Consider the following 19,899-nt stretch of genomic DNA (forward strand, 5'->3'; position numbering starts at 1 on the left):
GTGAGGTCTGCGACCGGGGGTGAGCTCGGCGGCGGGGGGTGAGCTCGGCGGCCGGGAGTGGGCTCGGCGACCGGGGGGTGAGCTCAGCGGCCGGTGATCAGAACGAGCCGATGCCCTTGCCGATGAGCGAGACGCCGATCACGAGCAGCAGCACGGCCATGATGACCGCGTTCTCCTTCGCGAGCCACACGCGCAACGCCTCGAGCGGGCCGCGGAGCTTCTCGGCGGCGATGAGGTACCCGACGACCGGAACGAGGACGGTGGATGCCGCGATCAGCGTGAAGATCGCGATCACCAGCACGATCGAGCCCACGTCGAGACCTGCCGACCCGATGTCGACGCCCGCGCCGGCGGCCATGAGCAGGTTCTTCGGGTTGATGGCGGAGAGGAGGAAGCCGAGGCCGAACGCCACCGGGAAGGTGACCTTGTCGATCGCCTGCATCCACTTCGGCATCGAGGGCTCCTCGCCCGCCTTCGGGCGACCGCGCCACTGGCGGACGGCGAGGAGCAGCAGCAGCGCGCCGAGGACCAGCTGGATCACGCCCTGGACCGGCTTCGATGCGTCGGGGTCGCTCGCGGGCAGCACCGACGACAGGAGCGTGAACACCGCCACGGCGACGACGATCCCGACGACCCAGCCCAGGAGGAACCCGACGCTCGTCACCCGTGCCTTCGGCGAGAGCAGCATGAGGATCGCCGCGATGATCGGGATCGGGCTGATCGCCACGCCCAGGGCGAGGGGAAGGATCTCTCCGATGACGGCGCCCATGGGCGTGCCTCCTGGGGTTCGAGCGATACCGGCCCGGCTACCGTACCGGTCGTCGGCGGGCCGGCGGGCTCGACGCGCTCGTCGCAGACGTTGAGCTCCACAGTCGCTTTCGGTGCCCGTGCGGCGGCTCGACCCGCCGCCTCGGATGGGCGAGCGCGCGGGTCAGCCGGCGTTGATCCGGTCGCGCCACTCGAGCAGCGGCTTCAGCGGCGACAGGTCGTAGTCGGGGCCGTCGATCGCCGGGATGATGAGACGGAATCCGAGGTCGTACAGGCGGGAGGCGGCATCCGTCCCCTCCAGCAGCGGGCCGAAGCCGCGCACGGTGTAGCCCGTCGACAGCTCGATGCTCGACGGTTCGCGGCCCTCGCGCGCGCACCACTCGTGCAGCACGCCGATCTTGCGGCCGACATCGGCGAGCGGCGTGAAGGTGTGCCAGATGTCGGCATGCTGGGCGACGAGGCGGAGCGTCTTGCGCTCGCCCTGGCCCCCGATGAGGATCGGGATCCGCCGGGTCGGCGCGGGGTTGAGACGGTCCCAGCGCGCACGCACGCGGGGGAGATCCTCGGCAAGGGCGTCGAGCCGCGAGCCGACCGTGCCGAACTCGTAGCCGTAACCGTCGTAGTCGCGCTCGGCCCACCCCGAGCCGGTGCCGAAGATGAACCGGCCCGTCCCCGTCGCGCGGGCGCTGATGTGGTCGACGGTCCGGGCCATGTCGGCCTGCAGGTCGGGGTTGCGGTACGAGCTGCAGTTGACGAGCGGACCGAACTCGACCCGCTCGGTCTGCTCGGCCATCGCCGCGAGCACGGTCCACGCCTCGAAGTGCTCGGCCTCGAACGGCTCGGTGAGCGGGAAGAAGTGGTCCCAGTTGAAGATCACGTCGACGCCGAGGTCCTCGGCGCGCAGCACCGCGTCGCGGTACCGCGCGTACGACCCGTGCTGCGGCGCGAGCTGCACGCCGATTCGCAAGCGGCGATGGGCGGCGGGATGGGCGGACGGATGCCTCGAATCGGTCACGTCCGGAGTCTTTCAGTTCCGCGGCTCGATGCGGAGGACCTCGGGCGACTCGCCGACGCTGAGGTCGTCCACGACCCGGAGCGTGCGGGCGAGGTCGTCGACGCTGCCGATGACGGTGCCGAAGCGGCCGCGGTCGGAGCACACGGCGGTCACGGTGACGAAGTGCGTGCCCGTGTCCCACGTGTAGGTCGCGAACGGCGGCGTGCGCGGGTCGGCGGGGAGCGACATCTCGAGTTTCTCGCCGACGCCCAGGTAGGGGTTCCGGAACGACTCGGTGTCGTCGTACTCCATCGGCATCATGGCCCGCGCGGCGCGGAGGTCGTTCGTCGCCTGCTGGATCTGCGCCATCACGACGACGAGCTCGGCGTCGGCCTTCCACACCCACACCAGCACGCGGCCGGCGGCCTTGCGCATCAGGAGCGGTGCGGCCTGGCTCATCGCCCACGCGGCGAACGCGCTGCCACGGCGCGGCTCGGCGCCGGCGGCGCCGGTGGCGCCGGTCACGGCCGGCGTCGTCGATCCGGCCAGACCGCCCATGGCGGATCCGGCCTGGCCGAGCAGCATCCGGATCGCCGCCTTGCGGTGGCGGCGGCCGCGGAAGCCGAGCGACTCGGTCACGGGCACCCAGAGGTTGGGGTCGGCGTCGGCCTGCAGTCGGGGCATGCGACCAGCGTACGTGCCGCGTCCCGCGCGTTCCTGAGGAGGGCCCGGAAACCGCTCCGGTACAGTGGATGCCGCGCGGCGACCAGCCGCTGCCGCGCGCCCGCCGCACAGACAGGCCCCAACCCCGTGACCGATCCTGCGACGCCCGACGACACCCACGCCGACGCCGCGAGTCCTGCTCCGCTGAAGATCCTGATCGGCGCAGACACGTTCCTCCCCCATGTGAACGGCGCCGCCCGCTTCGCCGAGCGCCTCGCCGCGGGACTGGTCTCGCGCGGCCACGACGTCCATGTGATGGCTCCGAGCAAGACGCACCGCGAGCACGGCACCTTCACCGAGGTGATCGAGGGGCAGCCGATGACCATGCACCGGCTCCCGTCGTGGCGCTGGTACCCGCACGACTGGCTCACCTTCGTGATGCCGTTCCGCTCGAAGCACTACGCCCGCCGCGTGCTCGACGAGGTGAAGCCCGACGTCGTGCACATCCAGTCCCACATCGTGATCGGACGCGGACTGTCGCGCGAGGCCGCGAAGCGCGGCATCCCGATCGTCGCCACCAATCACGTCATGGCCGAGAACATCCTCGACTTCACGACGCTGCCCGAGGTTTTGAACAAGCGGTTCGTGAAGATCGCGTGGGCCGACGCCAAGCGCACGTTCGACCTCACTCGCGCCGTCACCACGCCGACGCGCAAGGCCGCGGACTTCCTCGAGGCGACCATCGACATCGAGAACGTGATCCCGGTCAGCTGCGGCATCGACGCGGCGAACTACGCGGCCGATCTCACGCCGCGCGACGCGCACCGCATCGTGTTCGTCGGTCGCCTGACGACCGAGAAGCAGATCGACGTCATCCTGCGGGCGATCGCGAAGCTCGACCCGGCGCTCGACGTGCGCTTCGACATCGTGGGCAGCGGCGATCAGCGCCGCAACCTTGAGCAGGTGACGTCCGAGCTGGGCCTGAAGGATCGCGTGCACTTCCACGGGCACACCACCGACGACGAGCTGCGGTCGTTCCTCACGAACGCGAGCGTGTTCGCGATCGCGTCGATCGCCGAGCTGCAGTCGATCGCGACGATGGAGGCGATGGCCTCGGGACTCCCGATCGTCGCCGCCGACGCCGTCGCCCTGCCGCACCTCGTGCACGACGGCGAGAACGGCTATCTGTTCCGTCCGGGCGACGTCGACGATCTGGTCGACAAGCTCACGACCGTGCTGACGCAGTCGCCCGAGGAGCGCGCCCGCATGCAGCGGGCATCGCTGGAGGGCGTCAAGGTGCACGACATGCGCCGCACGCTCGACACCTTCGAGGCGCTGTACCGCGACGAGCCGCTGCCGGTGTAGCCCGTGCACGTCGTGATGTTCGGCGACCAGCACGCCGAGTCGCTCGGCGGGGCCCAGGTCTCGATGCGGCTGCAGCGTCGGTTCCTCGAGAAGGCCGGGCACACCGTCACGATGGTCGCGCCGGCGCTGCACGGCCGTCGCGCGCGGGCCGTCGCGCCCGACGCGGCGTACGTCGACCTTCCGTCCGTGCCGGTCACGGCCGATCGCGAATACTCCATGACCTGGCCGGGACGCCGGACCGATCGACGGCTGGATGCCGCGATGGCGGCGCGCGGCCGCGTGGACGTGGTCCACATCCAGGCGGACTTCTGGGGCGCCTTCATCGGCTACCGGTTCGCTCGTCGCCACGGCATCCCGGTCGTCCACACCATGCACAACCGGCTCGATGTCGGAATCGAGGCGACCACTCCGTTCCCCAAGCTCGTGCTGCGCGCGCTGAACGCGTGGCAGCGCCGCGCGCTCGGCCGTTCGCCGCACGCGCCGGAGGAGCGGGGCCATGACGGCTGGGCGTATCAGCGCCGGTTCGCCGCGCGCGCGGCGGCCGTCACCGCCCCTTCGACCCACTTCGCCCGCCGGCTTGAGGAGCACGGGGTTCGCCCCGGCGCGGCGGCCCTCGGCGCGGCGGCTCCGGGCCGTGAGACCGGGGTCGACGTGATCTGGAACGGCATCGACGACGATGTCCTCGCCGAGGTGCTGTCGACTCTCCCCGCGGACCCCGCCGACGCCACGGCACCGAGGCGGCCCCGGTTCGTCTGGCTCGGGCGTATGAGCCCCGAGAAGCGCCTGCTGCCCTTCCTCGAGGCGCTCGCGGCGTCGGGCGTCGACGCCCACGTCGAGGTGATCGGCGGCGGGGGACAGCTCCGCGCGGCCCGACGCCTCGTCGAGAAGCTGCGGCCGCGCGCCGACGTGCACTTCGTGGGACGGATGCCGTACGCAGAGACGCTGAGGAGGATCGCGGCGTCCGACGCCGTGGTGCAGACGTCGATCGGCTTCGAGACGCAGGGCATGACCATCTTCGAGGCGGCGTCGCTCGGCACCCCCTCGATCGTCAGCGACCCCGACCTCGCCGCCGAGCTGGGCTCGGGATACTGGGCGGTCGGCGACGGCTCGACCGCTGATCCGTCGACCGCGGCGCTCGCCGCAGCGCTGCGGGCCGCGGCATCCGATATCGCCACCGGCACGCCCCGCGTGCCCGACCCGACCATCCGCGAGCGCTTCCGCCAGTCGTCACGAACCGCGGCGATGATCGAGGTCTACGGGCGCGTCACCGCCTGACGCGCTCGCGCTTTCCGTTTCGAATCGCGCACTTCGCAGTATTCGAGGGTGCCCGGCTGCAAAGTGCGCGATTCGAAAAGCGGTAGGGAAGTGGGAAGTCTCACCGGGGTCGCGACCGGCGGTGGGGTCAGGAGACCGAGGCGGTTCCCGGGTCAGAGGAGGCGGCTGCGGTCGAAGGGGATCCGACGGTAACCGTCGGAGCGGAGAGCGGCGATCGTCGAGGCGAGCGCCACGCTGGACAGTGCTGCGAGAAGAATCACCATGAACATGGCAGAAAAGCTACGCTTGCGTCAGCACTGCCACGAGTGGCAGAATAGCCACACGTCGCAGGAAAACTGCCACAACGTGCCGGTGGAGGAGAAATGATGAAGACGGTTGCGTGCATCGTGACGGACGGCTTCGCGCCGTTCGAGTTCGGCGTCGCCTGCGAGGCCTTCGGTCTCGACCGCTCGAACGACGGCATCCCGAACTTCGACTTCCGCGTGGTCACGCCCGACCCCGGCGTCGTGGAGTCCAAGATGGGCTTCTCCATCAACGTCGACGCCGACCTCTCCTTCGCGTACGAGGCAGACCTCGTGGTCGTGTCGCCGGTTCCGCACCAGTACTGGGGCCGCGTCGACGAGCGCGTGCTGGCCGTCATCCGCGACGCCGTCGCGCGCGGCGCGTGGGTGCTGAGCGTGTGCAGCGGCTCGTTCGTCGTCGCCGCGTCGGGCGTGCTCGACGGCCGCCGCGCGACGACCCATTGGATGTACGCGCAGAAGATGAAGGAGATGTACCCGTCGATCGACGTCGACCCCGACGTGCTGTACGTGCAGGACGGGCGCATCATCACGAGCGCGGGCACGGCCGCCGGCCTCGACGCCTGCCTGCACCTGCTCCGCCAGGAGCTCGGTGCCGAGCTCACCAACATCATCGCCCGCCGCATGGTCGTGCCCCCGCAGCGCGACGGCGGGCAGGCACAGTTCATCGCGAACCCGCTGCCGGCGACGACGTCGCTGTCGCTGGCGCCGGTCACCGACTGGATGCTCGACAACCTGCGCCTCGACCTCACCGTCGACCAGCTCGCGTCCAAGGCGCACATGTCGCCGCGCACCTTCGCCCGTCGATTCAAGGCCGACTACGGCGCGACGCCTGCGGCCTGGCTCGCGCGGCAGCGGATCATCCACGCCCAGCGGCTGCTCGAGAAGACCGACCTGGGCCTCGACCGCGTCGCCTACGAGAGCGGCTTCGGCTCGGCGGCGGTGCTGCGGCAGAACTTCGCGCGCGTGCTCGGCACCACGCCGACGGCGTATCGCGCGCGGTTCGCGTGCAACGTCGATGAGATGACGGATGCCTCGGCCGCCGCCGAAGCGAGGGCCGAGGCATCCGTCCTCGAATCCGTGGCGTGAGGGCCGCGACGATCGCGACCCTCTGACGGGATCAGGCGCGCTTGGCGTCGATCTCGCGGCCGTGGACGGTGAGGGCGTAGATCACGACGACGTCGATCGCGAGCAGCGCGAGCGACAGCCACGGCTGCACGGAGATCAGCGTGAGCTGACCGATCGCGTTGATCGCGACGAGGACGATCGCGGTGACGCGCGCCCAGGTCGCACCCAGCAGCAGGAAGATGCCGACCAGGATCAGCAGGGCGCCGATGATCAGGTGCCACCAGCCCCAGCCCTGCACGTCGATCGAGAAGAGCGCCTCCTGTCCGAGGAAGTAGGCGGTGTCGGGGCCGATGATGGCCTGGAGACCGTGGAAGGCGTCGATGGTGCCGCCCACGATGAGGACGACGGCGGCGAAGACGCCCCAGCCGGCCCAGCCGGAGGTGTTGACGTCGGAGTTGGTCATGGGATGGATCCCCTTCCATTCGGCGAGGTGTCGGTGCGGCCCAGACGGGTCTGCTCCGCTCCTTTCGGTGATGCTCTGCGCATCTGCGGCACACACTAGCGAACCTGGGAGAATCCTGAATAGAGGAAGTCATGCAGAGTTTCGCGACGTCACACGCGGCCTTCGCCCGGGCGTCGCCTCGCAGGCAGAGCGGCACGGCCCGCAGTGCGCTCCGTGGCCGCGGCATCCGTCCCCTTCATCGCGTCGGGTCGGCAGTGCGCCGAGGCACCCGCCTTCGTTAGCGTGTGAGCGTGGGGTGGAATCCGCGGACCTGGTTCTCGCGCAAGACGCTGCGCAAGGACGCCGTCGCGGGCCTGATCCTCGGCGTCGAGGCGGTGCCCGACGGGCTCGCGGCCGGCCTGCTCGCCGGGGTCAACCCGCTCGCGGGGCTGTACGGCTACCTGTTCGGCATGGTCGGCGCAGCGGTGCTGACCAGCAGCGCTTTCATGGCGGTGCAGGCGACGAGCGCGATGGCGCTCGTGGTGTCGGATGCCGGGCTCGACACGCTTCCCGACCCCGACCGCGGGCTCTTCACGCTCGCGATCCTCACGGGCATCATCATGGTGATCGCCGGACTGCTGCGCGGCGGGCGGTTGATCAGCTTCGTGCCGACACCCGTGATGACGGGGTTCGTCACCGCGATCGGCGTCAACATCATCCTCGGCCAGCTGTCGAACTTCACGGGCTACCAGGCCCAGGGCGCGAACCGCCTGCTCAAGACGATCGACGTGCTGGTCCACATCGGCGAGTGGAACGTCCCGTCACTGGTCGTCGGCGCCATCGCGGTGCTCATCATCGTGGTGCTCCTGCCTACCCGGGTCGCGAGCATGGGGCTGGTGATCGCCGTCGCCGTCGGCTCGGTATGCGCCGTGGCTCTCAACCTGTGGGTGCGCGATCCGGTGGTCCTCCTGCGCGACATCGTCGACGTGCCGCGAGGGCTTCCGGCGCCGGTGCTGCCGAGCATCGCCGATGCGCCGACGCTGCTCATCCCGGCGCTGTCGCTGGCCTTCATCGGCCTCGTCCAGGGCGCGGCGGTGTCGGCGGGCATCCCCACCGCCGACGGCCGGCGGGCCGATGCCAACCGCGACTTCATGGGCCAGGGGCTCGGCAACGTCGTGTCGGGGCTGTTCCAGGGCATGCCCGTGGGCGGCTCGATGTCGGGCTCGTCCCTCATCGTCCAGGCGGGCGCGAAGTCGCGACTCTCGCTGTTCATCGCCGGCGCGGTGATGGCGGTCGTCGTCTTCGTCGCTGCCGACCTCGTCGCGTTCGTCGCGATGCCGGCGCTCGCGGGCCTGCTCATCGTGGTGGGCTGGCGCGCGATCAAGCCAAGCCGCGTGTACTCCGTCGTGAAGTCTGGCCTGCTGCCGACGACCATCATGGCCGTCACCTTCGGGCTCACCCTGATCATCCCCCTGCAGTTCGCCGTGCTCGTCGGCGTGGGCCTTGGGGTCATCCTGTATGTCGCCGAGCAGTCGAACCGCGTGCGCGTGCGCGCGGTGGAGTTGGCCGACGACGGCCGCATGCGCGAGGCGGATCCTCCGGCCGTCGTGCCGCCCGGTGAGGTGCTCGTGCTGCAGCCCTACGGCAGCCTCTTCTTCGCGAGCGCACCGGTCTTCGAGCGGCAGCTGCCCGACGTCAGTCGCGAGTCCAGCGGTTCGGTCGTCATCGTGCGCCTGCGCGGCACCGACGAGATCGGTCTGTCGCACGTGGAGGTGCTGCGCCGCTTCGCGCACCAGCTGCGCGACGCGGATTCCACACTGAAGGTCGTCGCCACCGAGGATCGCGTCATCTCGCAGCTCGAAGCCGGCGGTCTCACGGCCGACATCGGCGCGGAAAACGTCTATCGCGGTTCGGAGTGGGTCGGCGAGGGCCTGCGCCGCGCGTACGCCGATGCCCGGGATGAGATCGATCGATAGGCGGCGTTGATCAGAAGCCAGGTGCGCTGGTAAACTTGAGCCAGAACGACTCAACTTTGCGAGAAGGTTGAGTTCCACAGATTTCAGGAGACACATGAACGCCACCCAGCAGCCCGGGCAGGAGGACGCGCAGAGCGCCCTCGAGCAGTTCGGGATCAACCTCACCGACCGCGCCCGACAGGGCAAGCTCGACCCCGTCATCGGGCGAGACGGCGAGATCCGCCGCGTCAGCCAGGTGCTGACCCGCCGCACCAAGAACAATCCCGTCCTCATCGGCGAACCCGGCGTCGGCAAGACCGCCGTCGTCGAGGGGCTCGCGCAGCGCATCGTCGCGGGCGACGTCGCCGAGTCGCTCAAGAACAAGGAGCTCGTCACCCTCGACATCTCCGCGCTCGTGGCCGGCGCCATGTACCGCGGCCAGTTCGAGGAGCGCCTGAAGAGCGTGCTCAAGGAGATCACCGAGTCCGACGGGCGCATCATCACGTTCATCGACGAGCTGCACGTGCTCATGGGCGCGGGCGGCGGCGAGGGGTCGGTCGCGGCCTCCAACATGCTGAAGCCCATGCTCGCCCGCGGCGAGCTGCGCCTCATCGGCGCGACCACGCTCAACGAGTACCGCGAGTTCATCGAGAAGGATGCCGCTCTCGAGCGCCGCTTCCAGCAGGTCTACGTGGGCGAACCCAGCGTCGAAGACACGGTGGCGATCCTGCGCGGGCTCAAGGAGCGGTACGAGGCCCACCACAAGGTGGCCATCGCCGACGCGGCGCTCGTGGCCGCGGCATCCCTCTCCCACCGCTACATCCCGTCGCGACAGCTGCCCGACAAGGCCATCGACCTCATCGACGAGGCCGCGTCGCGCCTGCGCATGGAGATCGACTCGGCGCCGCTCGAGATCGACGAGCTGCGTCGCCACGTCGATCGCCTCAAGCTCGAGGAGCTCGCGCTCAAGAAGGAGAAGGACGACGCCTCGAAGGAGCGCCTCGCCACGCTGCGCGAGACCCTCGCCGGCGAGCAGGCGCGACTGAGCGAGCTGCAGGCGCGATGGGAGCACGAGCGCGCGTCGCTGAACCGCGTCGGCGACCTCAAGACCAAGCTCGACGCCGCCCGCATGGAGGCCGAGCGCGCGCAGCGCGAGGGCAACCTCGAGAAGGCGTCGCGCCTGCTCTACGCCGACATCCCCGCGCTCGAGCGCCAGCTCGTCGAGGCCGAGAGGGAGGAGCCCGCGGGCGACCGCATGGTCAACGACCAGGTCACCGACGAAGACATCGCCGCGGTCATCGCGGCGTGGACCGGCATCCCGGTCGGCCGGCTGCTGCAGGGCGAGACCGAGAAGCTGCTGCACCTCGAGTCCGAGCTGGGCAAGCGCCTGATCGGGCAGAAGGACGCCGTCAAGGCGGTGTCGGATGCCGTGCGCCGATCGCGCGCGGGCATCAGCGACCCCGGTCGCCCCACCGGGTCGTTCCTGTTCCTCGGCCCCACCGGCGTCGGCAAGACCGAGCTGGCCAAGGCGCTCGCCGAGTTCCTCTTCGACGACCAGCACGCCATGGTGCGCATCGACATGTCGGAGTACGGCGAGAAGCACTCGGTCTCGCGACTGGTCGGCGCGCCTCCGGGCTACATCGGCTACGAGCAGGGCGGCCAGCTCACCGAGGCCGTGCGCCGTCGGCCCTACTCGGTCGTGCTGCTCGACGAGGTCGAGAAGGCGCACCCCGAGGTGTTCGACGTGCTGCTGCAGGTCATGGACGACGGCCGGCTCACCGACGGCCAGGGACGGACGGTCGACTTCTCGAACGTCATCCTGATCCTGACGTCCAACCTGGGCTCGCCGATCCTCATCGACCCGACCCTGTCGACGGAGCAGAAGCGCGACGCCGTCATGGGCATCGTGCGGCAGGCGTTCAAGCCCGAGTTCCTCAACCGTCTGGACGACATCGTGATGTTCGCGGCCCTGAGCGAGGACGACCTTGCGCAGATCGTCGAGCTCGCCGTCGACGCGCTGCAGCGGCGCCTCAAGGACCGGCGGCTCACGCTGGCTGTCACGCCCGACGCGCGGGCGTGGCTCGCCGAGCGCGGCTACGACCCGGTGTTCGGCGCCCGGCCGCTGCGCCGCCTCATCCAGTCCGAGATCCAGGACCGCCTCGCGATGGCGCTCCTCTCGGGACGCGTGCGCGACGGCGACGTCGTGCGGGTGGATGTCGCGGCCGACGGCTCGCAGCTCGTGCTGACGAGCGACGGCCCGGCGGCCACCGAGCCGCTCGCGGATGACGACGACGTGATCGAGGCCGAGCTCCTCGACGACTGACCCGGCGCCGGGCCACGCGGCGCGAGACCGCACGAATGCGTCGACTTCCGGCCCGCGGCGGTGCAATCGTGCGGTCTCGGCACGTAGGCGGGGTGAAACCCGAACGACGGAATGACGGATGCCTCGGCCCGCGGCGGCGGGTCGAGGCATCCGTCTCTTGCGATCGAGGCTGGATCAGTCGTTCACGAGCACCGAGTCGAGGGCGGGGCGGCGCACGCGCGGGGCGTTCTCGCGCGCCTGAAGCTCGTCGGACGCGGCGCGGATGTCGCCGAGCTCGCCGATCGCCATGACGGTGACCGGGGTGAGATCGGCGCCGAGGCCGAAGGCGGCGGTGAGGACGTCGCGGTCGAAGCCGCCCATCTGGTGAGTGGACAGGCCGTCGGCGTGGGCCTGCACGGTGAAGTGCGCGGCGACCTGACCGGTGTCGTACTCAGCCCAGCGCATGGGCTGGCCGTCGCGCGTCGTCTCGGCGACGAACACGACGAGCGCGGCGGCGTCGCCGGCCCAGGCGCTGTTGAAGCCGGCAAGTGACGAGAGCACCTTCTCGTGCGTCGCGGAGCCACGGCGTGCGACGATGACGCGCCACGCCTGCGTGTTCGCGGCGGTGGGCGTCCAGCGGGCGGCCTCGAGCGCGCTCGCGAGAGCGGCCTCGTCGAGCCTGGCGTCACGGTCGAAGATGCGCGTGCTCCAGCGCTCCGCGAGCACGTCGATGATCGGCGCGTCGGTCTCGGCGGTGCGGTCGATGAGGGTGGACATGGGGCGTCTCCTTGCGGGTCGTTCGATGAGCCGGGACGCCGTCGGCCCAGGTCCATGCAACGACATGCATCTGGGAGGCATTCCCGCGTCAACCCCCGATCGCCGGTGAGACGCCTATGAGAGCATCGAGCGTGCGCACCGTCCGTGCCCTGTGGGGTTCCTCGCATCCCGGGCCGACGCTCGTCGTGACCGCCCTCGCGTTCGCCCTGGGGATCGCGACCGGGCTCGAGCCGTGGCGCCTCGCGCTGCTGACGGCCTCGGTGTTCGTGGGGCAGCTGTCGATCGGCATCTCGAACGACGCGCTCGACGCAGAGCGCGACCGCGCGGTCGGACGCACCGACAAGCCGATCGCGCGGGGCGACGTCTCGGTTCGCGTCGCGTGGGCGGCGGCGCTGGGCCTGCTGGCCGGTGCTCTCGTGCTCTCGGCGCCGCTCGGATGGCGGATGCTGGGGGCCCACGCGCTCATGCTCGGCTCGGCGTGGTCGTACAACGCGGGGCTCAAGTCGACGCCGTGGTCGATCGTGCCGTTCCTCGTCAGCTTCGGCATCTTCCCCTCGCTCGCCACGCTGTCGGCGCCCGAGCCGGCCTTCACCGCGTGGTGGGGATGGGTCGCCGGTGCGGCGCTGGGCGCCGCGGTGCACCTGACGAACGTGCTGCCCGACCTCGACGACGACGCGCGCACCGGCGTGCGCGGGCTGCCCCACCGGCTCGGTGCACGCGTCTCCGCGATCATCGCGGCGGCCGGCGTGCTGGGCGGCGCGGTCGCGGTGCTGGTCGGAGCGGCGGGCGGCGACCTGGCGGCCGTGTCGATGGTGTCGTGGATCTTCTTCGTCGCGGTGGCGGCGGTGGCCGTGGCCACCGCGTGGCTGGCCATCGCACGCCCGCCCACTCGCACGCTCTTCCGTCTCGTGATGCTCGCCGCGCTGCTGCTGGCGGCGCAGATGGTGGTCTCGGGCAGCGCCATCGCCGCCTGACCGCGGGTCTGGCGTCGCCTGACCGCGGGTCAGGCGTCGGCGTCGAAGCCCATCGAGTACGCCCGGGCGAGCGTGCGCACGGCGGTGGTCGACAGTGCTGCCCGCACAGCCGTCCGCCGCAGCGCGTCCGAGCGGCCGAGCGGACGGCCGAGGCCGGTGTTGAGCGACGCGAGCGCCGCGGCCCGCCGTGCCGACCTGAGACGGCGCTCCTCCCACGAGCGCAGCTCTCGCTCTGGCGGCGCACCGGTCCGCACCCAGTCGGCCAGCAGCGGTGCGAGGGTCACCGCGTCGAGCAGACCCAGGTTCATCCCCTGCCCGCCGATCGGGCTCACCTCGTGCGCGGTGTCGCCGATCGCGAAGACGCGGCCGTTGCGCAGACGGGGGGCGATCACGCGGCGCACCCCGAACGACGTCGCCTCCGTCACGGCGGCCGCCGCGTGTTCCTCGCCGCGCCGGGCGAGCGCCTCGCGCAGGCGCCCGGCGCGCGCGTCGGCGGCGTCGGTCGCGCGGCCTCCGTCGTCGACGGCGTCGGCCGCGTTCGTCGTGTCGGCCGGCCTGTCCGCCCCGACGGCTCCGCCGTGGACGGTGCCCGCCGGGTCCCAGGCGACGAAGCGGCGCCGTCCGCCGGGCAGCGGGAACGACTCCAGCACGCCGTCGGGATCGAGATGGATCACCGCGACCTCGTCGTCGGCGCGGGCGGGGGTGGCGGCATCCGTCATCAGGTAGCGGTCGGGGTACCCGCGCACCTTCAAGGCGCCGTCGCGGTAGACGAGCTCGCGCCCGGCCGCGCCCCCGGCGACGACGACGATCCGGCTCTCGAACTCGATCGGGCGACCCAGGTGACCGGCACGGACGACGACGCCGCTCGGCCGGGGGATCACCGCGAGCACGCGGGCGCCGCGGAGCGGCTCGGGGGCGTCGGAGCCGAGGACCGCTTCCGTCATCGCCTGCGGCAGCGTCGCGACGAACGGGAAGCGCCGCGCGAGCACGTCGAAGTGCAGCGTGCCCAGCAGCCGCCCGCGCGAGCGCGCTTCGCCGCTGCGCACCCGGACCGCCTCGGCGAGCAGGCGATCCGTGACCCCCGGCTTCTCGAGGGCGGTGAGGACGGGGGAGTGGATGCCGATGGCCCGGGTGCCGCCGCCGGCAGCGGGCCGGCGCTCCAGCAGCTCGACGTCGACGCCGCGGCGCCCGAGCTCGCCGGCGAGCAGCAGCCCCACCGGACCGGCGCCCACGATCGTGACGTCACGCACGGCCGCGCGCCGCCGCGACGATCCGGAAGGGCACGGGCATCCGCACCGCCCAGGTTCCGGGGGCCGCGGCGTCGAGCGCGGCGGCCAGTTCCGCGCGGGTGTAGCTGCGCCGGATGGAGCGGAGGCCGTCGGTGCGCAGGAACGTGCCGGCGGCGAACGGCGTGATGGCCACCGCGTAGAGCCCGTAGGCCAGGCGCGAGCGGGCGATGTCGCTGTGCAGGACGATCCCGCGCGAGAGCGCCAGCGACTCGTCGGCGAAGGCCGCGAGGTCGTCGCCGAGGTGATGGAGGACGTGGTTCGACAGCACCGCGTCGTACGTGCGCCCCTCGTCGGCGAGGGTGGCGGCATCCGCTCTCCGGAACGTCGTCCGCGGGATGGGCGGTCGGCTCAGTGCCACCTCGTGGGCGCGCGGGTCGGGGTCGACGCCGGTCCACGTGACCTCCAGCCCGTCGCGGCGGGCGGCCGCGGCCAGCCGTGCGACCAGGTCGCCGCCGCCCGAGCCGAGGTCGAGCACGTCGGCGGGACGGCCGAGGGCGGCCAGATGCGGGCGCAGCCGCGTGCGGTACACGGCGCCCCAGCCTGAGACCACGCGGTTGACGGTGCCGAAGCGGCGCAGCGTCGCCGCCAGGCGATCGGGGTCGCACGCCGGATCGTCCATGAGCTCGGCGAGGCGGTCGTCGCGGACGGCGAGACTCACGGCGCCGCCTGCGCGGGCTGACGGCTTTGCGAGGCCTCGGGCACCGCGCTCACGCGGTGGCCGCCAGGGCGAGCGCGAGGTCGTCGTCGGTGCGCGCGGCCGGACGCCGGCGGGTCATGAGCGCGGACTCGACCGTCAGTCCCGGCCCGAAGGCGAGGCCGGCGACGCGGGCGCCGTCGGCGATTCCCTCGTCGCGCAGCATGGCCGCGAGGATGAACAGGATCGTCGCACTCGACATGTTTCCGAAGTCGCGCAGGACGCCGCGCGACGCCGCCAGCGCGTCGGGCGGGAGCTCGAGGCCGCCCTCGACGCGGTCGAGCACGCTGCGTCCGCCCGGGTGGACGGCCCACACCTCCGGCGCGCCGTCGTCGCCCAGGAACCGGCCGACCGCGCCGCGGATCTCTCGGCCGATGATGCGCGGCACCTCGGCCGAGAGGATCATCTCGAAGCCGTTGTCGCCGATGGTCCACACCATGTCGGTCTCGCCCTCCGAGGTGAGGGCCGTGCCGAACCGGTCGAGCTCCAGGCCGCCCGGCCGCCCGGCGGCGGGGTCGGCGGTCACGATCGCCGCGGCCGCGCCGTCGGCGAAGACCGACGACGCCACGATCTGCTGCGGATCGCTCGACGGCCGCAGGTGCAGCGTGCAGAGTTCGGTGCAGACCACCAGCACGACGGCGTCGGGGCGCGTGGCGGCGAGGGCCGTCGCGACGCGCAGGCCCGGCAGCGCCGCGGCGCACCCCATGAAGCCCACGTTGTACCGCTCGACCGTGGGGCTGAGGCCGAGATCGCGGACGAGCCGATAATCCGGCCCCGGTGCGAACAGGCCCGTGCACGAGACCGTCACGACATGGGTGACGGTGCTCGGGTCGATCTCGCCGTCCAGCAGCGCCCGGCGCGCGGCGGCGGCCGTCAGCTCCGGTGCGGCCGCGATGTACCGCTCGTTGCGGGCGCCGGTCGTGGGCGAGAGCAGCCGCCCGTCCGCGTCGGCGAACGCGGCGGGGTCGGCGGGATCCGCCACGGCCGCGGGTGCGAACTCCCCCAGCACGGTGTGCCGGTGTTCGATGGCCGACGCGTCGAACACCGCGTGGATGAGACGCCGCGCGAGCCGGTCGACCCCCTCCTGCGCCGCGAAGATGTCGCGCGCCACCCCCTGCCCGATCCGGGTGGGGGGAACAGCAGTGCCGATCGAGACGATGCGGGCCGTCATGGAGCAACCTAAGCACGCCGACACTCCCGATGTGCACGGGCTTGCCGGAATCCGAGCCGTGGGGTAGTTCGGGGCCCGTGCGCCGCGTGCTCACGCCTGGGCGGATGCCGCAGCCCGGCCTGGGCCGCCGAGCCAAGGTGTTTCGGCTCAAACCGGTGGCGACGTCATGGGTTTCGGCGCGAATCCCCTGTCTCGTCGGAGTCGCGGGCGGGCGCGAGGGCGGGGGCGCCGCGGCGGCCGCCGGGTGGGATCGGGCGCGAGGCGCGGGCGGGCGACCCGGCGCGCGGCGGAGGTGGCGGATGCCGCGGCCCGACCCCGCGCGGCGGAGGTGGCGGATGCCGCGAGCCCGACCCTGCACGGCGGGCCGCGGCATCCGTCGTCCTTTCGTCAGCGTTCGCGGTCGGCGGGGTCCGCGTCGGCCGGGGTCGTGTGGTCGGCTGGTTCCGCGCCGGCTGCCGCGGCGGGCGCGTCGGAGGTCGGCGGCGCGTCGTGGTCGTCGTCGTGCTCGACATGGGCGTCGGGCAGCTCGCGCATGCCCCAGAACGGCCCGATGACCACGAAGAGGCACGCGAACAGCTCGAGGCTCGCGGCGATCCAGAGCGTAGGGACGGTGCCGATCCACGTGCCGAGGGCGCCCGCGAGGAGCGCGGCGATCGGCATCACGCCCCACACCACGAAGCGCACCGAGGCGTTCATGCGGCCCAGCAGCCGGGGCGGGGTGATGCGCTGGCGGAAGGTCACCTGCGTGATGTTGTACAGCAGCACGGTGAAGCTCGAGAGGAAGAACTGGGCGACCAGCAGCGGGAACGCCAGCGCCGGCACCAGCGAGATCGCGGGCAGGAAGAACGGCGTCACCGAGAAGGCGATCGCGCTGATCGGGATCGCCCGGGCCTCGCCGATGCGGGCGACGATGCGGGGAGTCGCGATGGCGCCGAGCAGTCCGCCCACCGCCGAGAGCGAGAACACCACGCCGAGCATCTGGGGTGTGAGGCCGAGCTCGCGCAGCGCGAAGATCGGCAGCAGCGTCATCGAGAGCGTGCCGAAGAAGTTCGCGGTGCCCGTCGTCAGCACGATGCGGCGCAGCAGCGGGTTGCCGAACACCCAGCGCAGGCCCTCGCCGATCTCGTGGAGCAGCGGCTGGTGATCCTCGGGGTCGCGCAGCTTCTCGTGGTCGCGGGTGAACAGCAGCGCCACGAACGAGGCGAGGTAGGTGCCCACGGTGATGAGGATCGCGAAGGGTGCGGCGAGCACCCCGACGAGCCATCCGCCGACGGCGGGACCGGCGAGTCCCGCGAGCTGCTCGGTCGACTGCAGCTTGCCGTTGGCTTCGGCGATCTGGCTGCTGCGCACCAGCGAGGGGACGATGCTCTGGTTCGAGACGTCGAAGAACACGGTGGCGACGCCCATGATGAGGGCCACTGCGATCATGTGCCAGATCTGCAGCGCGCCCACGAGCGCCAGCACCGGCAGCATGCCGAGGGCGACGGCCCGCACGGCGTCGGCGACGATCATGACGTGCCGCTTGCGCATGCGGTCGATCCAGGCGCCGGCGGGAAGTCCGACGATGAGGAACGCCGCGACCTGCGCCGCGCCGAGCACCCCGACCTCCCACTCGGTCGCGTTGAGGGCGAGCACCGCGAGCACGGGGATCGCGAGCTCGGTGATCTGCGCGCCGAACTGGCTCAGCGCCTGACCGCTCCACAGCGTGAGGAAGTTGCGGTCGCGCCACAGCGAGCCCTTCGGCGCGGAGGCGGCCAGAGCATCCGCGCCGGTGCTGTCGGCGTCATCGGCCCTCGCGGTGCCGGCGTCGTGCGCCGCGGCCCGGTCCGCGGCATCCTGATCCGCCTCGATCGCCTCGTCCGCGCCGGCGCGGGAGGTGAGTGTCATCGACTCGGCGCGGGCTTCGGCGAGAGTCTCGGGAGTGAGCTCGTCTGGCGCGGCGGGCGATGACGGACGGCCATCTGATTGGGACATGTCAATCAGTGTCCTCGACTGATTGAGAACTGTCAATCACTCTTGTAGGGTGGACCCGTGGGGGAGAGCATGGAAGACCGGATCGAGCTCCGACGCGGCGATCCCGAGGCGGAGGCGCGGATGCGCGCGCTCAGCTCTCCGCTGCGGCTGAGGGTGCTGCGACTGTGCGCCTTCGAGGCGCGCACGAACAAGGAGCTCGCGGAGCTGCTCGGGCTGAACCCGGGCACCATGCTGCACCACGTGCGCACGCTGGTGCAGACCGGCTATCTCGCCGCCGAGCCCGAGCGCTCCGGCGCCCAGGGCGCCCGCGAGGTGCCGTACCGCGCGACCGGCCTCTCGTGGCGCACCTCGATGCCCGGCGGGTCGCCGGTGCTCATCGAGACCTTCCTGCAGCAGATCGAGGGCGTCGACCCCGAAGACCTCGACGCGACGTGGCTCGGACTCAAGCTCAACGCCGAGCACAAGACCGAGTTCCAGCAGCGCCTCTACGAGCTCGTCAACGAGTTCAAGGAGCGGGGTCCCGACGCCGACGGCGACACCTACTCGTTCTTCAGCACGCTGCACCCCGACCACAACCCGTCAACGCGATGAACCCCGGGTTCTTGCGCGCGGCAGAAGCGCCCGGGAACTTCTGTGGATGACGGATGCCGCGACCCCCGGCATCCGCCATAGCCTGACCGCATGACCATCGCGACGGCCGATCTGTACGACGAACGCGGCGACGAGCTGGACTCACTCGCGCTGCCGTTCCACGACTTCGGCGGACGCGCCGCGTTCGACGGACCCGTCCGCACGGTGCGCTGCCACCGCGACAACGCCCTCGTCAAGGCGCTGCTGGCGACACCGGGTGACGGTGCCGTGCTCGTGATCGACGGCGGCGGCTCGCTCGAGTCGGCACTGGTCGGCGACCTGATCGCCGCCGCGGCAGTCGAGAACGGGTGGGCGGGCCTGATCGTGCACGGCGCCATCCGCGACCGCGTCGCGATCGGCGGTCTCGACCTCGGTGTCAAAGCACTCGGCTCGAACCCGCGCAAGAGCGCCAAGGCCGGCATCGGCGAGATCGACGTGCCCGTGACGATCGCCGGCGTCGTCTTCGCGCCCGGGCGCCACGTCTGGGCCGACGAGGACGGCGTGCTCGTCGAACGGTGACGGATGCCGCGCCCGCGGCCCGCGACCGCGGGGGTGCCGCGGTCGGCGGGGGCGAGGCTGCGGACGGCCGATGACGGACGGATGCCGCGCCGGGGGTGGTGCGCGCGGTGCGGTGCGCTCGTATGGTGGAGGCCTGATGTCCTCCACCGACGGGACGCCCGCCCGCTTTCTGGCTCGGGCCGTCGAGATCGCCACCGAGAACGTCCGCAACGCGGGCGGACCGTTCGGTGCGGTCGTGGTGTCGGCCGACGGGCAGGTGTTCGAGGGCGTCAACCGCGTCACGGCCGATCTCGACCCGTCGGCGCACGCCGAGGTCACGGCCATCCGCCGTGCCTGCCAGGGTCTCGGCACATTCGACCTCAGCGGTGCCGCGCTTTACTCGAGCTGCGAGCCCTGCCCGATGTGTCTCGGCGCCGCCCTGTGGGCACGGGTCCAGCGCGTGTACTTCGCCGCCGACCGTGAGGACGCGGCGGCGGCCGGCTTCGACGACGCTCGCTTCTACCGCTACTTCGACGGCATCCCCGGCCACCGCGACATCATGCCGGTGGAGACGATCGCCCTGCCCGGCGACGCCCGCATCGCCCCGTTCTCCGAGTGGGCCCGCACCGCCACGCGCATCGAGTACTGACACCCGTACGCCCCCGGTGTCAAGTGTTGTTTCCTGAGTTCAGGGATCTGGCGAAGGCAGGAGGATCTGCGGCGAAGCGTCCTGTGCCGGCCAGATTCCCTGATCTGGGAGA

Annotated in this window: 18 protein-coding genes; 9 read left to right on the forward strand and 9 right to left on the reverse strand. The window is 71.7% G+C overall.

The annotated features are described in order from the left end of the window. Positions 1–97: 97 nt before the first annotated feature. The 3 genes from IM770_RS12350 to IM770_RS12360 form a co-directional block, all read right to left on the reverse strand. Positions 98–769: a GAP family protein gene (locus IM770_RS12350; RefSeq protein WP_203581453.1), complete on the reverse strand. Its 672-nt coding sequence runs from the start codon at positions 767–769 to the stop codon at positions 98–100. Between the two features lie 162 nt (positions 770–931). Next, positions 932–1,783: an LLM class F420-dependent oxidoreductase gene (locus IM770_RS12355; protein WP_203581454.1), complete on the reverse strand. Its 852-nt coding sequence runs from the start codon at positions 1,781–1,783 to the stop codon at positions 932–934. A 12-nt stretch (positions 1,784–1,795) separates the two neighbouring features. After that, positions 1,796–2,446 (reverse strand): hypothetical protein, encoded by a 651-nt coding sequence (locus IM770_RS12360; RefSeq protein ID WP_203581455.1) that lies wholly within the window; start codon positions 2,444–2,446, stop codon positions 1,796–1,798. 126 nt (positions 2,447–2,572) lie between these two features. Between IM770_RS12360 and IM770_RS12365 the strand changes: the two genes are divergently transcribed. The 3 genes from IM770_RS12365 (at position 2,573) to IM770_RS12375 (ending at position 6,453) form a co-directional block, all read left to right on the forward strand. Then, entirely contained in the window at positions 2,573–3,790 is a 1,218-nt protein-coding gene (locus IM770_RS12365) for a glycosyltransferase (protein WP_203581456.1), read from the forward strand. A 3-nt stretch (positions 3,791–3,793) separates the two neighbouring features. Continuing rightward, positions 3,794–5,065 carry a glycosyltransferase gene (locus IM770_RS12370; protein ID WP_203581457.1) on the forward strand — a complete coding sequence of 424 codons (1,272 nt, stop codon included), beginning with the start codon at positions 3,794–3,796 and terminating at the stop codon, positions 5,063–5,065. Between the two features lie 362 nt (positions 5,066–5,427). Beyond that, entirely contained in the window at positions 5,428–6,453 is a 1,026-nt protein-coding gene (locus tag IM770_RS12375; RefSeq protein WP_443673274.1) for a GlxA family transcriptional regulator, read from the forward strand. Between the two features lie 31 nt (positions 6,454–6,484). Here IM770_RS12375 and IM770_RS12380 read toward each other — a convergent pair whose 3' ends face one another. After that, entirely contained in the window at positions 6,485–6,895 is a 411-nt protein-coding gene (locus IM770_RS12380; RefSeq protein ID WP_203581459.1) for a DUF7144 family membrane protein, read from the reverse strand. A gap of 290 nt (positions 6,896–7,185) precedes the next feature. On the opposite strand from IM770_RS12380, the gene IM770_RS12385 reads away from it, so the two are divergent. Then, a complete protein-coding gene (locus tag IM770_RS12385) occupies positions 7,186–8,850 on the forward strand; it encodes a SulP family inorganic anion transporter (protein ID WP_203581460.1) in 1,665 nt (554 codons plus the stop codon). Between the two features lie 94 nt (positions 8,851–8,944). Further along, positions 8,945–11,152: an ATP-dependent Clp protease ATP-binding subunit gene (locus tag IM770_RS12390; RefSeq protein WP_203581461.1), complete on the forward strand. Its 2,208-nt coding sequence runs from the start codon at positions 8,945–8,947 to the stop codon at positions 11,150–11,152. Positions 11,153–11,326: 174 nt separating this feature from the next. Here the strand turns inward: IM770_RS12390 and IM770_RS12395 are convergent, their stop codons facing one another. Further along, the gene (locus tag IM770_RS12395; RefSeq protein ID WP_203581462.1) at positions 11,327–11,908 is read right to left on the reverse strand and encodes a nitroreductase family protein; all 582 of its coding nucleotides are present in this window, start codon (positions 11,906–11,908) and stop codon (positions 11,327–11,329) included. A gap of 131 nt (positions 11,909–12,039) precedes the next feature. Between IM770_RS12395 and IM770_RS12400 the strand changes: the two genes are divergently transcribed. After that, complete coding sequence (locus tag IM770_RS12400) at positions 12,040–12,882, forward strand: UbiA family prenyltransferase (RefSeq protein WP_203581463.1); 843 nt, start codon at positions 12,040–12,042, stop codon at positions 12,880–12,882. A 29-nt stretch (positions 12,883–12,911) separates the two neighbouring features. Here IM770_RS12400 and IM770_RS18185 read toward each other — a convergent pair whose 3' ends face one another. From IM770_RS18185 to IM770_RS12420, 4 genes are all read right to left on the reverse strand, one after another. Then, complete coding sequence (locus tag IM770_RS18185; RefSeq protein WP_203581464.1) at positions 12,912–14,132, reverse strand: FAD-dependent oxidoreductase; 1,221 nt, start codon at positions 14,130–14,132, stop codon at positions 12,912–12,914. Further along, on the reverse strand, positions 14,125–14,829 hold the full coding sequence (locus IM770_RS12410) for a methyltransferase domain-containing protein (protein ID WP_203581465.1): 705 nt from the start codon (positions 14,827–14,829) through the stop codon (positions 14,125–14,127). Before IM770_RS12410 ends, IM770_RS18185 begins: the two co-directional genes overlap by 8 nt. 49 nt (positions 14,830–14,878) lie before the next feature. Further along, positions 14,879–16,036 (reverse strand): type III polyketide synthase, encoded by a 1,158-nt coding sequence (locus IM770_RS12415; RefSeq protein ID WP_203581466.1) that lies wholly within the window; start codon positions 16,034–16,036, stop codon positions 14,879–14,881. A 387-nt stretch (positions 16,037–16,423) separates the two neighbouring features. After that, positions 16,424–18,010 carry an MFS transporter gene (locus IM770_RS12420; RefSeq protein ID WP_203581467.1) on the reverse strand — a complete coding sequence of 529 codons (1,587 nt, stop codon included), beginning with the start codon at positions 18,008–18,010 and terminating at the stop codon, positions 16,424–16,426. Positions 18,011–18,067: 57 nt separating this feature from the next. Between IM770_RS12420 and IM770_RS12425 the strand changes: the two genes are divergently transcribed. The 3 genes from IM770_RS12425 to IM770_RS12435 all read left to right on the forward strand — a co-directional run bounded on the left by IM770_RS12425 (position 18,068) and on the right by IM770_RS12435 (position 19,787). Next, positions 18,068–18,601: a helix-turn-helix domain-containing protein gene (locus IM770_RS12425; protein WP_307785450.1), complete on the forward strand. Its 534-nt coding sequence runs from the start codon at positions 18,068–18,070 to the stop codon at positions 18,599–18,601. Positions 18,602–18,691: 90 nt separating this feature from the next. After that, complete coding sequence (gene rraA / locus IM770_RS12430) at positions 18,692–19,159, forward strand: ribonuclease E activity regulator RraA (RefSeq protein ID WP_203581468.1); 468 nt, start codon at positions 18,692–18,694, stop codon at positions 19,157–19,159. Between the two features lie 136 nt (positions 19,160–19,295). Next, positions 19,296–19,787, forward strand: a complete 492-nt coding sequence (locus IM770_RS12435; RefSeq protein ID WP_203581469.1) for a nucleoside deaminase — start codon at positions 19,296–19,298, stop codon at positions 19,785–19,787. Positions 19,788–19,899: the final 112 nt, after the last annotated feature.

Origin of the sequence: Microbacterium hibisci, from assembly GCF_015278255.1 — a bacterium.
Taxonomy (GTDB): domain Bacteria; phylum Actinomycetota; class Actinomycetes; order Actinomycetales; family Microbacteriaceae; genus Microbacterium; species Microbacterium hibisci.

What these genes read in the sequence shown, in the direction of transcription:
- IM770_RS12350 (WP_203581453.1), bottom strand. Translation starts at nt 769, where the DNA reads ATGGGCGCCGTCATCGGAGAGATCCTTCCCCTCGCCCTGGGCGTGGCG.
- IM770_RS12360 (WP_203581455.1), bottom strand. Translation starts at nt 2,446, where the DNA reads ATGCCCCGACTGCAGGCCGACGCCGACCCCAACCTCTGGGTGCCCGTG.
- IM770_RS12375 (WP_443673274.1), top strand. Translation starts at nt 5,428, where the DNA reads ATGATGAAGACGGTTGCGTGCATCGTGACGGACGGCTTCGCGCCGTTC.
- IM770_RS12380 (WP_203581459.1), bottom strand. Translation starts at nt 6,895, where the DNA reads ATGACCAACTCCGACGTCAACACCTCCGGCTGGGCCGGCTGGGGCGTC.
- IM770_RS12390 (WP_203581461.1), top strand. Translation starts at nt 8,945, where the DNA reads ATGAACGCCACCCAGCAGCCCGGGCAGGAGGACGCGCAGAGCGCCCTC.
- IM770_RS12395 (WP_203581462.1), bottom strand. Translation starts at nt 11,908, where the DNA reads ATGTCCACCCTCATCGACCGCACCGCCGAGACCGACGCGCCGATCATC.
- IM770_RS12415 (WP_203581466.1), bottom strand. Translation starts at nt 16,036, where the DNA reads ATGACGGCCCGCATCGTCTCGATCGGCACTGCTGTTCCCCCCACCCGG.
- IM770_RS12420 (WP_203581467.1), bottom strand. Translation starts at nt 18,010, where the DNA reads ATGTCCCAATCAGATGGCCGTCCGTCATCGCCCGCCGCGCCAGACGAG.
- rraA (WP_203581468.1), top strand. Translation starts at nt 18,692, where the DNA reads ATGACCATCGCGACGGCCGATCTGTACGACGAACGCGGCGACGAGCTG.
- IM770_RS12435 (WP_203581469.1), top strand. Translation starts at nt 19,296, where the DNA reads ATGTCCTCCACCGACGGGACGCCCGCCCGCTTTCTGGCTCGGGCCGTC.